At 67.4% G+C, this 16,180-nt stretch carries 18 protein-coding genes; 12 read left to right on the forward strand and 6 right to left on the reverse strand.

The genetic code is table 11. The features are described 5' to 3' along the window. Window positions 1–5 precede the first annotated feature (5 nt). Window positions 6–1,112, forward strand: coding sequence for a dienelactone hydrolase family protein (locus QMB55_RS00325; protein WP_497586661.1), 1,107 nt, complete (start codon window positions 6–8; stop codon window positions 1,110–1,112). Here QMB55_RS00325 and QMB55_RS00330 read toward each other — a convergent pair. Beyond that, window positions 1,109–2,269, reverse strand: a complete 1,161-nt coding sequence (locus tag QMB55_RS00330; RefSeq protein WP_497586662.1) for an alkaline phosphatase family protein — start codon at window positions 2,267–2,269, stop codon at window positions 1,109–1,111. The genes QMB55_RS00325 and QMB55_RS00330 overlap by 4 nt on opposite strands. A 126-nt stretch (window positions 2,270–2,395) precedes the next feature. Here QMB55_RS00330 and QMB55_RS00335 point away from each other — a divergent pair, with 126 nt between their 5' ends. Genes QMB55_RS00335 through QMB55_RS00345 form a run of 3 tightly spaced genes read left to right on the forward strand, consistent with a single transcriptional unit; the run spans window position 2,396 to window position 3,602 of the window. After that, window positions 2,396–3,202 (forward strand): enoyl-CoA hydratase-related protein, encoded by an 807-nt coding sequence (locus QMB55_RS00335; RefSeq protein ID WP_497586663.1) that lies wholly within the window; start codon window positions 2,396–2,398, stop codon window positions 3,200–3,202. After that, window positions 3,199–3,417, forward strand: coding sequence for a DUF1289 domain-containing protein (locus QMB55_RS00340; protein ID WP_497586664.1), 219 nt, complete (start codon window positions 3,199–3,201; stop codon window positions 3,415–3,417). The genes QMB55_RS00335 and QMB55_RS00340 overlap by 4 nt, the downstream gene beginning before the upstream one ends. Next, window positions 3,414–3,602: a DUF1289 domain-containing protein gene (locus QMB55_RS00345; RefSeq protein ID WP_497586665.1), complete on the forward strand. Its 189-nt coding sequence runs from the start codon at window positions 3,414–3,416 to the stop codon at window positions 3,600–3,602. The genes QMB55_RS00340 and QMB55_RS00345 overlap by 4 nt, the downstream gene beginning before the upstream one ends. Window positions 3,603–3,619: 17 nt before the next feature. Here QMB55_RS00345 and QMB55_RS00350 read toward each other — a convergent pair whose 3' ends face one another. Then, window positions 3,620–4,669, reverse strand: a complete 1,050-nt coding sequence (locus tag QMB55_RS00350; protein ID WP_497586666.1) for a response regulator — start codon at window positions 4,667–4,669, stop codon at window positions 3,620–3,622. Between the two features lie 263 nt (window positions 4,670–4,932). Here QMB55_RS00350 and QMB55_RS00355 point away from each other — a divergent pair, with 263 nt between their 5' ends. Together QMB55_RS00355 and QMB55_RS00360 are read left to right on the forward strand one after the other, a co-directional pair. Then, window positions 4,933–5,694, forward strand: a complete 762-nt coding sequence (locus QMB55_RS00355) for a transporter substrate-binding domain-containing protein (protein WP_497586667.1) — start codon at window positions 4,933–4,935, stop codon at window positions 5,692–5,694. Window positions 5,695–5,743: 49 nt separating this feature from the next. Beyond that, window positions 5,744–6,595 carry a substrate-binding periplasmic protein gene (locus QMB55_RS00360; RefSeq protein WP_497586668.1) on the forward strand — a complete coding sequence of 284 codons (852 nt, stop codon included), beginning with the start codon at window positions 5,744–5,746 and terminating at the stop codon, window positions 6,593–6,595. Window positions 6,596–6,631: 36 nt separating this feature from the next. On the opposite strand, the gene QMB55_RS00365 is transcribed toward QMB55_RS00360, so the two are convergent. Continuing rightward, window positions 6,632–7,795 carry a M20 aminoacylase family protein gene (locus tag QMB55_RS00365; protein ID WP_497586669.1) on the reverse strand — a complete coding sequence of 388 codons (1,164 nt, stop codon included), beginning with the start codon at window positions 7,793–7,795 and terminating at the stop codon, window positions 6,632–6,634. A 93-nt stretch (window positions 7,796–7,888) separates the two neighbouring features. On the opposite strand from QMB55_RS00365, the gene rapZ reads away from it, so the two are divergent. The 6 genes from rapZ (at window position 7,889) to QMB55_RS00395 (ending at window position 12,664) form a co-directional block, all read left to right on the forward strand. Further along, on the forward strand, window positions 7,889–8,749 hold the full coding sequence (rapZ, locus tag QMB55_RS00370; protein ID WP_497586670.1) for an RNase adapter RapZ: 861 nt from the start codon (window positions 7,889–7,891) through the stop codon (window positions 8,747–8,749). Further along, complete coding sequence (locus QMB55_RS00375; RefSeq protein WP_497586671.1) at window positions 8,749–9,123, forward strand: NusG domain II-containing protein; 375 nt, start codon at window positions 8,749–8,751, stop codon at window positions 9,121–9,123. The genes rapZ and QMB55_RS00375 overlap by 1 nt, the downstream gene beginning before the upstream one ends. Then, the gene (locus QMB55_RS00380) at window positions 9,104–9,655 is read left to right on the forward strand and encodes a Gx transporter family protein (protein WP_497586672.1); all 552 of its coding nucleotides are present in this window, start codon (window positions 9,104–9,106) and stop codon (window positions 9,653–9,655) included. Before QMB55_RS00375 ends, QMB55_RS00380 begins: the two co-directional genes overlap by 20 nt. Beyond that, on the forward strand, window positions 9,652–10,290 hold the full coding sequence (locus QMB55_RS00385; RefSeq protein WP_497586673.1) for a flavin prenyltransferase UbiX: 639 nt from the start codon (window positions 9,652–9,654) through the stop codon (window positions 10,288–10,290). The genes QMB55_RS00380 and QMB55_RS00385 overlap by 4 nt, the downstream gene beginning before the upstream one ends. Continuing rightward, window positions 10,287–10,946 (forward strand): LON peptidase substrate-binding domain-containing protein, encoded by a 660-nt coding sequence (locus QMB55_RS00390; protein ID WP_497586674.1) that lies wholly within the window; start codon window positions 10,287–10,289, stop codon window positions 10,944–10,946. The genes QMB55_RS00385 and QMB55_RS00390 overlap by 4 nt, the downstream gene beginning before the upstream one ends. A gap of 107 nt (window positions 10,947–11,053) precedes the next feature. Further along, a complete protein-coding gene (locus QMB55_RS00395) occupies window positions 11,054–12,664 on the forward strand; it encodes a methyl-accepting chemotaxis protein (protein WP_497586675.1) in 1,611 nt (536 codons plus the stop codon). Here the strand turns inward: QMB55_RS00395 and QMB55_RS00400 are convergent, their stop codons facing one another. The 3 genes from QMB55_RS00400 to dcuC all read right to left on the reverse strand — a co-directional run bounded on the left by QMB55_RS00400 (window position 12,665) and on the right by dcuC (window position 16,158). After that, complete coding sequence (locus QMB55_RS00400; RefSeq protein WP_497586676.1) at window positions 12,665–13,438, reverse strand: sulfite exporter TauE/SafE family protein; 774 nt, start codon at window positions 13,436–13,438, stop codon at window positions 12,665–12,667. Window positions 13,439–13,552: 114 nt separating this feature from the next. Continuing rightward, window positions 13,553–14,869 (reverse strand): amidohydrolase, encoded by a 1,317-nt coding sequence (locus QMB55_RS00405; RefSeq protein WP_497586677.1) that lies wholly within the window; start codon window positions 14,867–14,869, stop codon window positions 13,553–13,555. A 23-nt stretch (window positions 14,870–14,892) separates the two neighbouring features. Further along, complete coding sequence (dcuC, locus tag QMB55_RS00410) at window positions 14,893–16,158, reverse strand: C4-dicarboxylate transporter DcuC (RefSeq protein ID WP_497586678.1); 1,266 nt, start codon at window positions 16,156–16,158, stop codon at window positions 14,893–14,895. Between the last annotated feature and the right edge of the window lie 22 nt (window positions 16,159–16,180).

The raw sequence follows: 16,180 nt of genomic DNA on the forward strand, positions 1-16,180 counted from the left end.
CTCGGATGCTCACACTCCTGTTTCGCGGTTTGCTCCTCATGATGCTCGGCGGCGTGGCCTCGGCCGCCCTGCCGCCGCTCAACCTCGGGCTCAACGAGCAGGTGTTCTTCATCCGCGACCCGGAACGCGGGACCGAGCTCGAAACCACGCTGTTCAAGCCCGACGGGGCGGGGCCGTTCCCGCTGGTCGTGATCAACCACGGCAAGTCGGCGGGCGACGCGCGCCAGCAGGAGCGCACGCGCTATCCGGTCGCGGCGCGGGAGTTCGTCCGTCGCGGCTACGTGGTGCTGATCCCGATGCGTGGCGGCTTTTCCCGCTCCACCGGCCCGTACGTCGGCTACGGCTGCAACATTTCGGCCAACGGCGTGGCTCAGGCGCGCGACCTGCGCGTGGCGCTCGATTATGCGGTCAAGCTGCCTTACGTCGATCGCGGACGGATCGTTATCGTCGGCCAATCGCACGGCGGATTGACCGCCCTGGCCTTCGGCATGCGCCCCTATCCCGGTGTGCTGGGCCTGATCAACTTTGCCGGTGGCCTGCGCATGAAGTCGTGTCCGGAGTGGGAGGAGCAACTGGTGCAGGCCTTCGCCGACTACGGGCGCAGCAACCGCTACCCCAGCCTCTGGTTCTACGGCCTCAACGATAGCTTCTGGTCGCCGGCGCTGGTCGAGCGGATGTACGCGGCCTACCGCGCCGGCGGCGGACGGGCGACGAAAATCGACGTGGGGCGCTTCAAGGCCGATGCGCATGCCTTGTTCCGTGACCGCGAAGGCTTGGCGGTGTGGTGGCCTGCGGTCGAGGGCTTCCTGACCGGACTCGACCTCCCCACCGAGCTGCGCCCGCATGCCGAACGCGGCGACGACCCGCGCTGGCATCGCTTGCTGGCGGCCGGACGTCGACTGCCCGAGTCGGCACGGCGCTGCCGCGCGCTGTACGACACCTTTCTCGACGTCGATTACCCGCGCGTTTTTACCCTGGCCCGCGACGGCCGCTGTGCGCTCGCCTCCGGCGGCAAGGACCTCGAACAGCGGGCGTTGACGGCCTGCCGTGCCGGGCGCGAGACGCCCTGCGCGCTCTACGTGGTCGACGACGAGGTGCGGGCGCTGCCCTAGAGCCGGACGGCGACCAGCGGAATGCGCATCTCCTCGGGCCGGATGCCGCCGTGGTGGCCGATCAGGCGGTAGCGGCGTTCATTCGGCAGCCAGTCCTTGATGGTCCAGTCGTCGCGCATGACGAGGCAGAAGTCGCCGACCCGGGCGAGCAGCTCCGGGTGCAGGGGCGGTGGGCCGAAGCTGCCGGCGGCGACCAGGTCGGCGCTGCGCCGCAGCTCGACGGCGTGCGCCAAATGGCGCTGCACGTAGGCCGCGAATTCGCCCTCCTGGCCGGCGCGTACCTGGGCGTAAGCGAGGCGTCCCTCGCCGGAGAGCGGCGCAGCGAGCCGGCAGGCCAGTTCGGGGTGGTCGTCGAGCGAGATCTGGCGCTCGGCGGGCGAATCGATGAAGCCGTGGTCGGCGCTGACGATCAGCCAGACGTCTTGCCCTTGCAAGGCAGCGACGAGGCGCGCGTAAAACGCGTCAAAAGCGAGCAGCGCCACGGCGACCTCGGGACTGCGCCAGCCGTGCCGGTGCGCCAGGCTGTCGATGTCCGGGTGATAGGCATAGACATACTCCGGCGCCGTGCGCGTACGCAGGCGCTCAACGAGTCGGTCGCCGAGGTCGGCGAGACCGTCGTAGGCGAGCACCTCGGCGCCGCGGCTGTGCCAGCGGTTGAAGGGGCTGGCGGCGAGGTGGCGGGGCGAGAGCACGCAACTGGCGCGCGTCAGCTGCGCGAACAGGGTCGGGTAGGGGAAGAGCGTCGGCAACAGGGCCTCCGCAGCCTCCGGCGTCGGCGTCAGGCCGGCTTCGCGAGCCGTCAGTGGCAGGACCGCCAGGGTGCGCTGCGGTTGGCAGCAGCGTACGTGCCAGCCGGTCAGCCCGTGTGCTGCGGGCGCCAGGCCGGTCATCACGCTGCCGATCGCCGCTGCGGTGGTGGACGGGAAGACCGAGCTCAAGGTGGCGCGCCAGTCGCGGCGCAGGGCCGCGTCCGGCGGCAGGGTGTCGAAAAGCGCTTGCCCGAGCCCGTCGGCAAGGATGAAGACGACGTGGCGGGCCTCGGCCAGCGCGGCCGCCGGCAGGGCGGCAAGTTCGGCGTAACGCACCGGCCCGCCGCAGGCGCGGGAGAGGCTTTGCACGAGGTTGAGCAGGCCGTGGCCGGCGTAGTCGGGTTGCATGCGGAGGTGGAAGCTACGGAAGGGGCTCGATGCGTCGATTGTAGCCCGCTGGAATGTCGCCGGCGGCGCAAAAAAGCTACACTCGCGGCGTAGCGCCCGCCCTCCATCCTTACGAGACGGTCGATCATGTACAGCACCCTGCTTACCGAAATCGACGAGGCGATCGGCCTCATCACCCTCAACCGGCCCGAGCGCCAGAATGCGCTCGACGCGACTCTGGTCGCTGAATTGATCGATGCCCTGCTCGAATTCCAGGCTCGCCCTGCGGTGCGGGTGGTCGTCCTGTCGGCGTCGGGGCTGGCCTTCTGCGCGGGGATCGATCCTGCCTGGCTGCGGCACAGCGAGGCCCAGGGCGAAGCCGCCGGCATGCGCGACGAGCGCTTGCTGGCGCAGCTCCTGACGACGCTCAACGAACTGCCCAAGCCGACCCTTGCCCGCGTGCAGGGGCCGGCCTACGGGGCCGGAATCGGCTTGATCGCTGCGTGCGACCTGGCGGTGGCGAGCGAGGAGGCGAATTTCCTCTTCAACGACATTCGCCAGGGCCGGATCGCCGCCAGCAGTGCGCCGTTCTTCCTGGCCGCGGTCGGGGCTCGCCAGGGCCGTCGCTACCTGCTCGGCGGCGAGCGCTTCTCGGCCATCGAGGCCTACCGCATCGGCCTGCTGCATGAAGTCGTCCCCGGGGCCGACGAACTCGATGCGGCGCTGGGGGCGTTGATCGAACCGCTGTTGCGCGGTGCGCCACAGGCGCAGGCCGAGACCAAGGCCCTGCTGCAAACGCTGGCCGGGCAGCCGCTCGACGAGGCGACCCTCGAAGAAGCCGTGCGCCGTGGCGCACGCGTCGGGGCCAGTGCCGAGGCGCACGAAGGACTGGCGGCCCAGGCCGGAAAACGGGCGCCGAACTGGCAGCCCCGGCCGCGGTCACAGTGGGCATGAATGCTCCGAGCCCCCCTTCCTCGCTGTCCGCTGCTGCGGCCGCTTCTTCGATTGTTTCGCCTTGCGTCAACCAATGCCGGCTCGACGCCGGTTTGACCTATTGCCTCGGCTGCCTGCGTACGCGCGCCGAAATCGCGGCCTGGAGCACGGCCAGCGACGCCGAGCGCCGGGCCATCCTGGCGGCCCTGGCCGGGCGCCGAGAGGCGGCGCGGTGAGCACTCCCGAGGTCGATTATCCCTGCGTCGGCGTCTGCATCGACGATCCGGAAAGCGGCGTCTGCCTGGGCTGTGGTCGACCGCTCGATGTGCCGCCGATCCGGCCGCAGCCTCCGGAGTCCGAACCTGCGGCGACAACGCCGCCGGACGCAGCGCAAGACGCTTCGACGCTTCCTCGTCCCTGAGTTTTCCTTTGGCTGCGTCAAACGCGCGGCAGGTCCTGGTGCAGGCGACGTTTGATTTCTGCCAGCGGCAGGCCGAGGGCCAGCTCGCGGTCGAGGGCGGCGAGCAAAGGGTAGAGGTTCGGCGCCAGGCGCAGGATGCGCTCGCGGTCGACTTCGCCGCCCAGCCAGTGCGAGACCGTGGCCCAGGCTTCGGACGGCCATTCCGGCGCGTCGATCACCGCGTTGCCGCCGCCGACCGCTGCCGCGGCGAGACGTTCGGCCGCCACGGCGAGCAAGGCCTTGGCATCGTTTTTTCCGTCGGCACTGCTGTCGGCGACGCCGGCGCTCAAGGTCAGCGGGACGTTCTCGCCGCGCACGGCGATTTGCCCGGCGGCGAGTGAGCGGCAGATCTGACGTGCAAAATGTGCGCCCTCAGCGCCGGTGACGCCGCGCGCCAGCACGGCCAGGCGACCCGGATGCCAATGTCCGAGCAGGTCGTCGGGCCCCAGCCGGGCGACGAGCAGTTCGCCCAGGCGCGCATCGATGCGGCTGAGGACGGTCTCGCCGAAGCGTTTGAGCAGGGCGTCGCGGCCATCGACGGTAAACACGATGGCGCTGAACGGGCCGCGGCCTTTGAAGCCATCAATCTGCCGGGCGAAGGCTTCGCCGCTCAGGACGCCGCCCGGCGCCCGTTTCGTCGGCGTTTCGGGGGCGATGCAGCGGGCGAGAATCGCCAGGATGGCGTCTTCCTTCATCGTCTTGGTGATGAAGTTGGCCACGCCGGCCGCGAGGTCGCGCTCGCGGTGCTCGTGGTGTTCGACGTCGGAAACGATCAACAGGAAGGGCAAACGGTGCAGCCGGCGCTTCGAACTCGAACGCAGGCGCGCGAGCAGGTCGAAGGCCGCAAGGCGTGGGGGATGGGCGCCGGAGATCACGGCGACGATGCCGTCGTCGAGCATGAGCGTCTGCCAGGCCGACTCGCCATCGCTTTCCTCGACGATGGTGTAGTGGTCGGAGAGCCGTTTCCGGAGCGTCGCGCGGACCACGCGCGAGCCGTCAACGACGAGTAACTTGGCCGTTCCGTCCATAATTCTCCCGCCTCGTTATCGAGCTTTTCGTCGACCTGCAGTGTCAGTTTTCTGGCCCTGGACTGCGGTGCGTGCGCTCTTGATGTTCTGGCAGCCTGATACTCTAATCCAGCGCGGTGGATATGACCAGCGCTTAGTTGCCTGGGGATAAATGGGTCGCTATGCTGTGGAGACCGGTTGCGTTTCTGGGAGAATCGATGCGCCGAGGCCTGATCGTGCTTTGCCTTTGGCTGGCATGTTTGCATGCCGGGGCCGAGACCCTCGTGCTCGCGTACCCGGAGCGCCAGCGCCTGCCGTTCATGGCCGAGGCGCCGAGCAACGAAGGCATCTATCGCGACGTCTTCAGCCGCGCCGCCGCGCTGATCGGGTACGAACTCACCATCCTGCGCCTGCCGAAGAAGCGCCTTTTCCAGTACATGCGCGAAGGGCGTGTCGACCTCTATCCAGGCTCGTTCTCTAGGGATCGCGTCGCCACCATGAACTGGATGGAATTCGGGCTGATGACCAAGGAAGTCTGCATCACGCGCGACGAGGTGCCGCCGATCGATGACCTGGCCAAGGCCCCGCCGCTGCGCTTACTGCACGAAATCGGCGACAGCCGGGCGGGGTTCAACAAGCTGTATCCGAACCTGACGCCGGTCGAGTTCGGTGCGCGCATCGACCTCGATCTGGCGGTGACCCTGCTCAAAGGCCGGCGCGGCGATCTCTTCATCATCGAAAAGCAACCTTTGCAGCATTACTTGGCGATCCACAAACTCGCGTCCCTGAACGAGATTGGGCTGACCTACCATGAACACTGCATCGGTCGGGAGCAACCGGTGCTGCTCGGATTTGCGCGTGCGTCCAAGTATTATGCCGAGCGCTTGAATCCTGAGTACGAACGGAGCCGGCCGCTGGCGCCGGGGAACCTGCCGACGGTGATCGACGAGCGTTCGGTGGCCGGGCAGTTGCGGCAGGCCTTGAAGGAGATGGAGGCACGCGGCGAAATCCGGCGCATCATCGTGGCCCATACCGAGTCGCCGTGATGCCGGGCGGAGACAGAAACGACGTAGAACTCCGGGAGGAGGACACGTGATGAACAGCAAAGCGGTTCGATGTTGCCTGGGCCTCCTGTGGGCCGTGATCTGGGCGAGCGCGGCCTGGGCGAGCGGCGAGCGCCCGGTGCTGGTGCTGGGGTACCCGGAGCGCGAGAAAAATCCGTTCATCGCCGATGCGCCGAGCAACGACGGCATTTTTCAGGACGTGCTCAAGCTGGCGGCAGAGCGGGTCGGCGCCGAACTGCGCATCGAGCGTTTGCCCAAGAAGCGTGTCTTCCAGTACATGCGCGAGGGCAAGGTCGATTTATACCCCGGCACCCCGACGCCTGAGCGCAACGAAACCATGGTCTGGATTTCGCTCGGCTTCCGTTCCAAGAACGTCTGTCTGGTGCGGGCAGAGACGCCGCCGTTCAAGCATCTGCGCGAAGCGCCACCGCTGCGCCTGATCTACGAGGTTGGCGACAGCCGCGCCAACCTGCCCAAGCAGTACCCGCAACTCAAGGGCATCGCGGCGGCGGCGCAGTTGAGCACCGACGATGCTGTCCGCATGCTGCGCGGCGACTACGGCGACCTGTTCGTCACCCAGCGCGAAACCTACCTCTTCTACCTGCGCAGCCAGCAGCTCGATTCGCTCGAGCGCTTCAAGATCCGCTACGAGGAGGACTGCACCGGCCCGGGGCGTGATTATGTGCTCGGGGTCGCCAAGCGTTCGCGTCATTACGCCGGCCGGCCGAACCCCGACTACCGGCCGGGCCAGCCGCTGTCACTGAGTAATCAGCCGATGCAGGTTGATCCGGCTTCGCTGATGGGCCGCCTGCGCGACGCGCTGCTCGAAATGCAAGCCAGCGGCGAGGCGCAGCGCCTGGTCGAGCGCCGCATCGGGCATTAGCGCGAGGGCGGCACTCCGATTTGGCGCGGGGTTTGCCTACAGCACGGTTTCGACGAGCCGCACCCAGTAAGCGACGCCGAGCGGCAGGATTTCGTCGTTGAAGTCGTAGTGCGGGTTGTGCAGCGAACACCCGCCGCTGCCTGGACCGTTACCGAGCCAGACGTAGCAACCGGGTTTTTCCTGCAGCATGTAAGCGAAGTCCTCGGCGCCCATCGACGGCAGCTCGTTCTTGCGTACCCGCCCTTCACCAAGGACGTGGCGCGCGGCGCGGTGACACAGTTCGGCTTCGGCGACGCTGTTGACCGTGGGCGGATAGCGCTGGTCGTAGCGGACGCTGATCTGGGCACCGTAGGTGCTGGCGATGCCGGCGCAGATGCGTTCGATGGACCGTTCGACGAGTTCCTGCACCTCGGGCTTGAAGCTGCGCAGGGTGCCGCGCAGGACCGCGTCGTCGGGGATGACGTTGGTCGCTTCGCCGGCGTGGATCTGGGTCACGCTGACCACCGCCGACTCGCAGGGATGGACGTTGCGGGCGACGATCGACTGCAGCGCGAGCGCCAGCTGGCTGGCGACGAGGACGGTGTCGACGCCCTGGTGCGGCATCGCCGCGTGGCAGCCGTGGCCGCGGACGTTGATCTCGAAAACGCAGGTGCCGGCCATCACCGGGCCGGGGGTGATGGCCATTTCGCCGACCGGGATGCCGGGCCAGTTGTGCAGGCCGTACACCGCGTCCATCGGGAACTGGCGGAAGAGGCCGTCGGCGATCATGCGTGCCGCGCCGCCTTCCGATTCCTCGGCAGGCTGGAAGATGAAGTAGACGGTGCCGGAAAAATCGAGCGTGCTCCGATGTTGCGCGAGGTAACGTGCGGCGCCGAGCAACATCGCCGTATGCCCGTCGTGGCCGCAACCGTGCATTGCGCCGGGGTGGCGCGAACGGTAGGGGAAGTCGTTTTTCTCCTGCAGCGGCAGGGCGTCCATGTCGGCGCGTAGGCCGATGGCGCGCGGGCTGTCGCCCTGGCGCAGGACGCCGACGACACCGGTGCCGGCGAGGCCGCGGTGGACTTCGAGTCCGTAGGCGGCCAGTTCGCGCGCCACGATCTCGGCGGTGCGCGTCTCCTTGTAGGCGAGTTCGGGGTGGGCGTGGAGGTCGCGGCGCAGGGCGACGAGTTCGGAGAGGTAGGGCAGCTCGATTGGGCGCATAGGCAAACCGGAAGGAACGAGAAGTCTCTAGTGTAAGCCATGTCCGGCACGCCGGCTTGTCGCGTCGAGGCACGTTCCGCTATGCTGGCTGGCATGCAGATCGTGATCATCAGCGGCCTCTCCGGCTCGGGCAAGTCGATCGCCCTCAACATCCTTGAGGACGCCGCCTACTACTGTGTGGACAATTTGCCCTCGCCTTTGTTGCAGCCTTTGGTCGACGAAGTCGGCCGCCAGGGCTACGACAAGGTCGCGGTGGCCATCGACATTCGCGCTGGCGAGAGCATCGACAAGCTGCCGCAGCAGCTCGCCGACCTGCGCGCGCGGGGCTTCACGCCGCAGTTCATCTTCCTCGACGCCAAGACCGAGACCTTGCTGCTGCGCTATTCGGAAACCCGGCGTCGACATCCGCTCGCCGCGGCGCACGGTACGCTGGCCGAGGCTATTGCCGAGGAGCGCGAGCGGCTGGCCCGGGTGGCCGAACTCGGCCACCGCATCGACACCAGTGGGCTCAAGCCGAATGCGTTGCGCGACTGGATCCGCCAGTTCGTGTGCGGTGACGCGCCGCGCGAGTTGACCCTCGTCTTCCAGTCCTTCGGCTTCAAGCGCGGCGTGCCGCTCGACGCCGAGCTGGTCTTTGACGTGCGCTGCCTGCCCAACCCGTATTACGAGAAACCGCTGCGCGCGCTGACCGGGCGCGACCAACCGGTGATCGATTTTCTTGACGGTGAGCCCCAAGTGCAGCGCATGCGCGACGACATCGCACGCTTCGTCGGCGACTGGCTGCCGTCCTACGTCCGCGACAACCGCAATTACCTGACGGTCGGCATCGGCTGCACTGGCGGCCAGCACCGTTCGGTCTATCTGGCCGAGGCCTTGCGCCCGTTGTTCTTCGGCCGGGCACGCGTGCTGGTGCGCCACCGCGAACTCGCCCCGGCGCTGCAAGGCCTGCTCTGATGCGCTGGCTGGACCTGCTGCGGCCCGGCGACTGGCTGCTGGCCGGGCTGGGTCTGGCGGTCTGCGCGGCCTCTTTTCCGCTCGCCTGGCAGGCCGGTCGGCCGGAAAAAGCCGTGGTGCGGCGCGGCGGCGAAGTGTTCGCCGAACTCGATCTGGCGCGTAACCGGCGCCTGGAAGTTCCCGGGCCGCTCGGGGCGACGCTGATCGCCGTCGAACGCGGCCGGGTGCGCGTCGTCTCCGACCCCGGCCCGCGCCAGTATTGCGTGCGCCAGGGCTGGCTAGAGCGCCCGGGCGAGATCGCCATCTGCGCGCCGAACGAAGTGAGCGTCCAGGTCGTCGGCGGTCGGGAGGTCTATGACTCGCTCAGTTATTAGCCTGCCGGTCAGTGCCGAGGACTTGCGCATCGCGCGTCTGGCGGCGGCGGCGATCGCCCTGTCGCTGGTCGATGCGGCGATTCCGATGCCGCTGCCTGGGGTCAAACCGGGGCTGGCCAACATCGTCACCTTGATCGTCCTCGCCCGTCACGGCTGGGGGGCCGCGGCCTGGGTCAGCGGTTTGCGCGTGCTGGTCGGCGCCTTGTTGCTCGGACAACTGTTCACGCCCGGCTTCTTTCTCAGCCTGAGCGGTAGCGTCTGCAGCCTCGCCGTTTTGGCCCTCGTTTTTCGCCTCCCGCGCAGCTTCTGCGGCCCGGTCGGCTGGAGCATCGTCGCCGCCTTCGCTCACATCGGTGGCCAGTTGCTGCTTGCCCGGTTGTGGCTGATCCCGCACGACGGGGTGTTCTACCTCACGCCGATTTTCGCCGCGGCGGCGCTGGGCTTCGGTATCATCAACGGTCTGGTGGCCGCGCGCCTGCTCGCCGAGCCGGCCTCACCCGCGTCCCCGCCGCACGGAAATCCCTCACCATGACCAAGACCGTCTGCCTTGCCTTGACCGGCGCCTCCGGCATGCCTTACGGCCTGCGCCTGCTCGAATGCCTGCTCGCCGCGGGCTGCAGGGTGCAGCTCCTGTATTCGCAGGTGGCGTCCATCGTCGCCCGCCAGGAGATGAACGAGGACCTGCCGGCGCGCGCCAGCGAAGCGCAGGCCCTGCTGCGCAAACGCTACGCCGCGCTGCCCGGACAGCTCGACGTCTATGGCCGCGAGGAATGGTTCGCCCCGGTGGCAAGCGGCTCCAATCCGCCCGATGCGATGGTCGTCTGCCCCTGCACCATGGGCACCCTGGCGGCCATTGCGCAAGGGCTGGCCAACAACCTGATCGAACGCGCCGCCGATGTGGCGCTCAAGGAAGGACGACTGCTCGTCCTGGTGCCGCGCGAGACGCCGTTCTCGACCCTGCACCTTGAGAACATGCTGCGTCTGGCGCGCGCCGGCGCGGTGATCCTGCCGCCGAACCCGGGTTTCTACCACCACCCGCAAAGCGTCGGCGACCTCGTCGACTTCGTCGTCGCGCGCATCCTCGACCGGATCGGCGTACCGCACGCGCTGATGGCGCGCTGGGGCGAAGCGTCGGCGGTGCCGGCAGCCCCGGAGGACGCGGTTTGAGCTGGTTGCCGGCCTGGCTGAGCCCGCGCGACGCCGCTGCACACTCCGCGCCGGAGCGCCTGACGGTACCGCTCTTTCCGCTCGGCACCGTGCTCTGCCCGGGCGGCCGATTGGCGCTCAAGATCTTCGAGCAGCGTTATCTCGACATGGCGGCCGCCTGCCTCAAGCAGCAGACGCCCTTCGGGATTTGCCTGATTGCGCGCGGCAAGGAAGTTGCCGAGCCCGGCCAGACCGCCAACATCGCCGAGCCGCACGCCATAGGCACTTTGGCGCATTTCGTCGAGGCTGACATGGAGCAGCTCGGCATTCTGCTGGCGAAAGTGCGCGGGGGGCGGCGCTTCCGAATTCTGACGCCGAAGACGCAGGTCGACGGCTTGCTGCGGGCCGAGGTGGAGTTTTTGCCCGAGCCTGCCCCGGCGCCGATTCCCGAGGCTTGGGCGGGCGTCGTGCCGTTGTTGCGCCGGGTGGCCGCCGACCTCGGACCGGAACGGCTGCCCGAGCCGCATGCCTTCGACGATGCGGCCTGGGTCGGTTACCGGCTGACCGAGATCGTTCCCGTGCAAGCGCTCGCCAAGCAAAAACTGCTCGAACTCGACGACCCGCTGGTGCGGCTCGAAATCCTGCACACCTACCTCGCGCAGCGCCGGCTGGTTTGAACTGAGCGCCGAGGCCGGGGTTTCAAGCGCCGGCCATGGAAATTTCAACTTGGGTGGCTACACTCGAAAGACCACGAAATTTCCATCCTTTCTCAAGGAGCGCGGCCATGACCCTCAAGAGGCAGCTGCTGTTGATCAGCGGCGGCGCGTTTTCGGTGCTGTTTGCTGTGTTGGCCTATGCCTTGTATGCGCTCGACCGGGCCTCGGAGGAAACCGATCACCTGATCGGCCACGAGGTTTCGGCGCAATTGGCCTACACCAACCTTTATGCTTCCGGCTTGCAAGCGGCGTCATCGATGCGCAGCGTGGTCCTTGATCCGAAGAACGAGGTTGGCTATGCCAACCTCAAGCGCGGCCTGGACGATTTCGATGCGGCGCTGGCGCTGGCCAAGAGCATTCCGCCCACCGAAAGCCAGAAGCCCGATGCCCTGCGCTCGATCGAAACCATGCATGCCCAGCGCAAGCAGCTGATCGAGCGGGCGACAACCCTGGTGCGTAACGACGTGCCGCGCACCATGGCCCTGCTCAACGACGAGGAAATCCCGCTCTGGCGGAAGATTCGCGATGTGTTGCTCGAACAGGTCAAGGCGGCGCGCACCGACATGGACGCCGCGCGCCAGGAAGGTGCCGATGCGGCGCACCGGGTTATCGCCGTGGTCGGCGTCTGCACGCTGCTGGCCCTGATTTTTGGGGGTGTTTGTCTGGCGCTCCTGGTGCGTCGTCTGGACAGCAGCCTCGGCGGTGACCCGGTGGCCGTCGCCGCGGCCGCCGCGGCTGTGGCGCAGGGTGATTTATCGCAGGCGCTGCCGGGGGCTGTGCCCGGCAGCGTGATCGAATCGATGCGTCGGATGCAGGGCCAGCTCGTCGACTCGGTGACCGTCATCCGCACCGGTGCCGAACAACTCAACGCAGCGGCCGAAGCCCTGAACGAAAACGAGGCCGGCGTCGCCGCGCGCGTGCAGCAGCAGTCGGACAACCTTTCCGAGATCGCTGCGGCCGTCGAGCAGCTGACCACCTCGATCCGGGTCGTCGCCGATCTGGGCAGCGAGACGCATCATCTGGCGCAAGGCGCGGGCGAACAGGCCGGGCAGGGCGTTGCCGCAATCGAGCGGGTGTTGACGGAAATGAACGCCATCCAGCGTACCGTTGACCACGCGGCGAGCGTGATCGCTGATCTGGGGCGCGAATCGGAGAGCATCGCCAGCGTGGTCGGCACGATCCGCGAGATCGCCGACCAGACCAACCTGCTGGCGCTCAATGCCGCCATCGAAGCCGCCCGCGCCGGCGAACAGGGACGCGGATTCGCGGTGGTGGCCGACGAAGTGCGCAAACTCGCCGAGCGGACGACCACGTCCACCGGCGAGATCGGCGCCACCATCGCCCGCGTGCGCGCCGGGATCGGCGAGGCGACGGGGCGCATGAGCGAGGGCGTGAACACCGTGGCCAGCGGGCGCGCCCTGGCCAACGATGCGGGCGTCGTGATGCAGGCGATCCTGAACAATGCCCAGGACGTTGTGCGCACGGTCCATGAAATGGCGCATTCGGTCAGCGAGCAAAGTACGGTCAGCACCCAGATCGCGCAGCGCATCGAGGCCATCTCGCTGGCCTCCGAGGACAACCGGCGGGCGGTCGACGAAGCGGTCGGCGCGACGCAGCGAGTCAACACGCTGGCGCACCAGCTCACCGACAGCGTGCGTGTGTTCCGTTTGCCCGCGTGATCAGGCGGCGAAGGTATCCCAGGCGAACTTGACGATCAGCGCACTGACCACCAGCAGGAAGGCCTTGCGCACGAAGGCGCTGCCGTGGCGCAGGGCCAGGTGGGTGCCGACGAAGGAGCCGCCGACGTTGCCGAGCGCCATGACGAGGGCCCCCGAGGCGATGAAATAGCCGTTGGGGGCGAAGTAGCTGATTGCCGCGACATTAGTCGCGACATTGACGATCTTGGCGACCGCCGAGGCGTGCAGAAAGTCGAAGCCGAACAGCCGGATCAAGAGCAGGATCAGGAAGCTGCCCATGCCCGGGCCGAAGAAACCGTCGTAAAAACCGGCCAGCGCCCCGACGCCGAGCGCCAGCACAAGTTCGGTGCGGCCGTCGTGGCGCGGCGCATGCACGACGCCGAATTCCTTGCGCCAGAAGGTGTAGGCGGCTGCGGCGATGAGCAGGACGAGGATCGTCGGGCGCAGCACTTCCCGCGGTAGCCAGGCCACCGAGAGCGCGCCGAGGAAAGAGAAGGCGAAGGCGGACACGGTCGCCGGAAGGACGGTGCGCCAGGGCATGTCGACGCGGCGGGCGTAGCCGAGGGCGGCGTTGGCGGTGCCGAAAACGCTGGCGATCTTGTTGGTGCCGAACAGGGTGGCCGGCATTTCGCGCGGCAGCGCGGTAAACAGCACCGGCACCTGGATCAGGCCGCCGCCACCGACCACGGCGTCGATGAAGCCGGCGAAGATTGAGGCCGCGCCAAGCACGAGAAGTAAGCTGAGTTCGATATCCACGGGATCTGCTGGCGTTGCCTCACGGCGTCACGCGGGCCTGGAAAAAGCGGCGCTGGCCGCAAAAGAAAACGGCCCCGCAAGGCGGGGCCGTTCATGATACTACGGCTCGCCGGATTACTTGGTGAGCGGATTCTTGACGAGATCGACGGCCGCCGTGGCGACCATGGCAATCGCCTTGGGCATCACGTTTTCGTCGAAATCGAAGCGCGAGTCGTGGTGTCCGGCGGCGATTTCACTGCCGACCACCATGTAGGCCGCGAGGCCGCCGCGTTGCTGCACCCGCTCCATGAAGTAGGTGCAATCTTCACTGCCGCCGAGGTCGGCGCGATCGACCTGCTCTTCGAACAGGCCGCTGTCCTCGGCGATCTGGCGCAGGCGATCGCCCAGCACGGCATCGCTGTCGCAACCGGCGGCACCACCCATTTCGGCGAGCGAGACCTTGACGCCGTACATCGCCGCGGCGGCGTTGATGATGCGCACCGACTCCTCGTAGACGTACTCGTTGATCGCGCTGGTCACGCCGCGCGTTTCGATCTTGAGCACTGCGTTGGCCGGAACGACGTTGCGCCCGCTGCCGGCGTTGAGCACGCCGACGTTGATGCGCGAGGCGCCCGCGCTGTGGCGCGAGATGGCGTGCAGGTTGACCGCTGCCGTAGCCGCCGCGAGCAGAGCGTTGCGGCCCGTCTCGGGGGCACCGCCGGCATGCGCCGGAACGCCGGTGAACACCGCGTCGAGCTTGGTCGTGGCGAGGAAACCCGAGGTCCGGCAGCAGATGCCGCCGGAACGACGCAGAACGAAGCCGATGTGCAGGCCGAGCAGGACGTCGACGTCGTCGACCACCCCGGCCATGACCATGGCCTTGGCACCGCGCACGCCTTCCTCTGCCGGCTGGAAGATCAGCTTGATCGTGCCGACCAGCTCGTTCTTCAGGCCCGCCAGAACTTCGGCGACGCCCAGACCGATCGAGGTGTGTCCGTCATGGCCGCAGGCGTGCATCGCGCCGTCGTTGACCGAGGCGAAGCCGTCGCGGAACGGGCGGTGCGTTTCTTCCTTGGACTCCAGCACGTCGTTGGCGTCGATGTCGAAGCGCAGGGCAACGGTCGGGCCGGGCTTGCCGGTGCGCAGGATGCCCACGACCCCGGTTTTGCCGCCCTTCATTTTTTCCACCCACGCCGGGTTGGCACCCTGTGCCAGGGCGCGCTGGGCGTGCTTTTCCAGTTCCGCGGCCGAAGGCACACCCATCATGCCTTCCGCGGCGACGACTTCGGCGCCGGCCTGCACCTCGTAACCGAGCGCGCTCAGCGTATCGGCGACGAGGGCAGCGGTGCGGAACTCGGTCCAGGCCACCTCGGCGTGGCGGTGCAGATCGCGCCGCCGCTCGACGGCCTTGGCCGTGAGGGCCAAGGCCAGTTCGTTGATGCGTTGTTTCATTCTTCTCCCTTGCTGAGACGACGTTACAACAGGATCACCATCACTGCGATCGCGGCAACGATACAGCCGGGGCCGTTGCGCTTGGTGATTTCGATCGGGCTGATCCGGGCCAGGCCTGCGCAGACGATGGCTGCGCCGGCAACCGGCGACATCGTGCGACCGAGCGAGCCGGCGAGGAAGGCCGTCGAGCCCATTTCGATGATGCCGTAGCCGAAGTCCTTGGCGTGCGGGGTGATCGCGCCGTTGAAGGCCAGCGTCGCGGCGTCGCCCGAACCCGAAAGGATGGCGATGATCATCGGGCCGAAGGTCGCGCCGAACTGGGCGATCTGCTGCGAGTTCTTCATCGCTTCGATCAGCGCCTGGGTCAGGCCGATGGCCTGCATACCGGCGGTGAACACGGCGGCGGCGATGATGATGCCGATGACGCTGCCGTAGGCCTCGCCGAGGCCGGCCCAGAACTGCTTGGAGATCGCCGACGGGTCCTTGATCATGGTCAGGAAGCCGAGGAAGACGCCGATGATCATCGCCTGCGGCACGGTGATCGCCCAGGGCAGCAGGTTAACCTGCTTGCTGCCGAGCAGCAGCAGGATCAGCGGCACCATCGGGATCAGGGCCATCAGGAAGTTGACCTTGAAGCCGTCGCCCACGTGCACCGTTTCGGGCGACTCGTAGCCCTTGTTTTCCTTGCGCACGATGGCCATCAAGGTCAGCGAGATGGCGACGATGACGATCCCGACCAGGGCCGCGTTGGTGAACGAGGCGATGACCGAGACCGGATCGGTGCCGGCCAGCTTGGCGATGAAGGGGTTGTGCGAGTTGCCTGGGTTGAAGGCGCTGCCCCAGGTTCCGGCCATGACCGCGCTGGCGGCCACCGCGGGATGCACACCGGCGCCGATCAGCGTCGGAATCAGCACCGCACCGACCGCCGCGGCGCAACCGGCCGCGCTCGGCAGAGCGATGTTGATGGCGAAGGTGACGAATACCGCGCCGGGGATCAGCACCGGGCCGAGTTTGCCCAGGCCGCCGGCCAGAAAATGCACCAGATGCGAATCGCACTTGGTGAGCTTCATCACGAAGGCAAAGCCCATGACCGTACAGATGACGGTCACCAGACCGGGGTTGACCATTGCCTTGGTGAATGCGTCCATCGCGCCTTCGAAGCCTTTGAGCATACCGCTGCCCACCAGGCACATGGCGAGACCGGAGATGAAGAGCACCATGCGGGTCTCATACTGCCGGATAATCGCCACGAAGGTCAGGATCACAATGAGTGCGCCAATCCAAACCATACACTTACCCTCCTTTTGTGTA

This window comes from Propionivibrio sp. (genome assembly GCF_041441355.1).
Lineage (GTDB): Bacteria > Pseudomonadota > Gammaproteobacteria > Burkholderiales > Rhodocyclaceae > Propionivibrio.